Raw genomic sequence first — 2,047 nt, 5'->3', positions numbered from 1 at the left:
CAGCACGTGGGCGATGCGCTCCAGGCCGTGCCCGCCGCGGCGCAGCTGGTGGGCGAGCAGCGCGTCGCGGACGTCGGCGGGGGCGTAGACGCGGTAGCCGGTGTGCGGGTCGCGCCGGGGCACGACCAGGCCCGCGCGTTCCCACGTGCGCAGGGTCGCCGGGCGTAGGCCGAGGCGGTGGGCGAGCGGGCCGATGAACGTACCGCCGCCTTCGGGTGCCGGTGGAAGGTCCGACGGCGGGACGAGTTCCTGCAGCGCCTCCTCCACTGCGTCCAACGTGGCGCGGTCACCGGCCAGTTGCTCGTGGCTCGCGTCGATCAGTCGCAGCGCCTCGTCGACCTCGCCGGCGTGCACGGCCCGCATGACGGCCCCCGCCGTCGCGTGGCCGTGCCCGGGCAGCAGCGCCAGGAACGCCCGGAGCGCCGCCGCGTGGCGCGGGCCGTAGACGCGGTAGCCGCTCGGCGTGCGCTCGGCCGGGGGCAGGTAGCCCGCCTCCTCGTAGTTGCGCACCGCCTGCGTGGACAGTCCGTGCTCGCGCGCCAGATCGACGGGCCGCAGCTTCATTTTGAGACTTCACTCCCATCTCGCCGGGCAAAATGGCACCAAAGTCTACACGGAGGCTTCAACGATACGGTTGAAGTCATGACCGCATCGATCCGGGACGCGGCCCGTCCCTTCTCCGGCCACGCCCTCACCGCGCTCCTGTCCCCCGCCACCCGCCTCCTCGGCCTCGGCGAGCCCACGCACGGCGTCGAGGCCTTCCCCGAGCTGCGCAACGAGCTGTTCCGCCACCTCGTCGAGCACGAGGGCTACCGCTCGATCGCGATCGAGAGCGACTGCCTCGCCGGTCTGGCCACCGACGCGTACGTCACCGACAGCGTCGGTACGCTCGACGACGCCCTCGCGCACGGCTTCAGCCACGGCTTCGGCGCCTTGCCCGCCAACCGCGAACTCCTGCGCTGGATATACGAGTTCAATCAGCAGCACCCACGCGAGGAGCAGCTCCGCTTCTACGGCTTCGACGGCCCGCTGGAGATCACCGGCGCCGCGAGCCCACGCCCGTCCCTGGTCGCCCTGCACAGCTACCTCGCCGCCCACCTCGACCCGCCGTACGACCGCGCGACGCTCGACGAACTCCTGGACGACGACGCCCGATGGACGGACGAGGCCATCATGTACGACCCGGCCAAGTCCGTCGGCCGTACCCCCGAGGCCCGCGAACTGCGCGTGCTGGCGGACGACTTGGGCGCTCTCCTCACCGCACACGCTCCTCACCTCACGGCCGCGGCCTCCCCCGACGCCTTCTGGCGCGCCGAGTTGCACGCCCGCACCGCTACCGGGCTCCTGCGCTACCACGCCGCCATGGCCGACACCGGCCCCGACCGCATCGCCAAGCTCCTCTCCCAGCGGGACGCGATGATGGCCGACAACCTCGACGCCGTCGTCCGCCGCGAGGAGCACCGCGGCCCGACCCTCGCCTTCGCCCACAACGCGCACCTCCAGCGGGAGGAGAGCAGCATGCGGTTCGCCGGCCGGATCGCCCGGTGGTGGAGCGCGGGAGCCATCGCCGGCACCCGCCTCGGCGACCGGTACGCCTACGTGGCCACCACCTTCGGCAGCCGCGGCTCCGACGTCCCGCCGGCCGACACCCTCGAAGGGCTCCTGTCGACGCTCCCGGACGACCGGTCCGTCATCGACCCGACCCAACTCGCCGCCTCCACAAGGAAGCTGACGCACCGCATCCCGGCCGACCACACCTACGCCGCCCTCGACCCGGCCACCACCGGGCAGGCGGACGCCATCGTCTTCGTCCGCGACATCCGGTAATCGCCGTAGGCGGCGGGTCGGTTGCCCATCCGTCCGTAAAGGCTCGATACGGTGGCGGGAGCGGGCCGGCGGCGCCCGACCGCTGTGGGGCGGGCGCCGCCGGTACCGCGATTCCCGTAGACAACCGGCCGGTTCAGCCCAGCAGGCGCAGCAGCTCCGCCGCCGCCCCCGCCGACGACGCCGGGTTCTGGCCCGTCACCAGGTTGCGGTCGACGACCAC

At 73.0% G+C, this 2,047-nt stretch carries 2 protein-coding genes and 1 pseudogene; 1 reads left to right on the top strand and 2 read right to left on the bottom strand.

The window, feature by feature from the left end; translation table 11 throughout:
• Positions 1 to 564, bottom strand: a 564-nt coding sequence (locus AB0O00_RS37075; protein WP_363659099.1) for a MerR family DNA-binding transcriptional regulator, incomplete at its 3' end; no start/stop codon positions are given.
• Between the two features lie 78 nt (positions 565 to 642).
• On the opposite strand from AB0O00_RS37075, the gene AB0O00_RS37070 reads away from it, so the two are divergent.
• Positions 643 to 1,827, top strand: coding sequence for an erythromycin esterase family protein (locus tag AB0O00_RS37070; protein WP_363659098.1), 1,185 nt, complete (start codon positions 643 to 645; stop codon positions 1,825 to 1,827).
• A gap of 133 nt (positions 1,828 to 1,960) precedes the next feature.
• On the opposite strand, the pseudogene AB0O00_RS37065 reads toward AB0O00_RS37070, so the two are convergent.
• Positions 1,961 to 2,047 (bottom strand): annotated as a pseudogene (locus AB0O00_RS37065) (type 1 glutamine amidotransferase domain-containing protein); the annotation flags it as partial.

The sequence above is a fragment of the Kitasatospora sp. NPDC093558 genome (assembly GCF_040683475.1).
In the GTDB taxonomy this organism is placed as follows: Bacteria; Actinomycetota; Actinomycetes; order Streptomycetales; family Streptomycetaceae; genus Kitasatospora.
Note: the sequence above shows the minus strand (reverse complement) of the source record. Positions and strands in the feature narration are given on the sequence as shown.

Excerpts from the sequence above, each read along its gene's own strand:
- AB0O00_RS37070 (WP_363659098.1), top strand. The coding sequence starts at position 643 with ATGACCGCATCGATCCGGGACGCGGCCCGTCCCTTCTCCGGCCACGCC.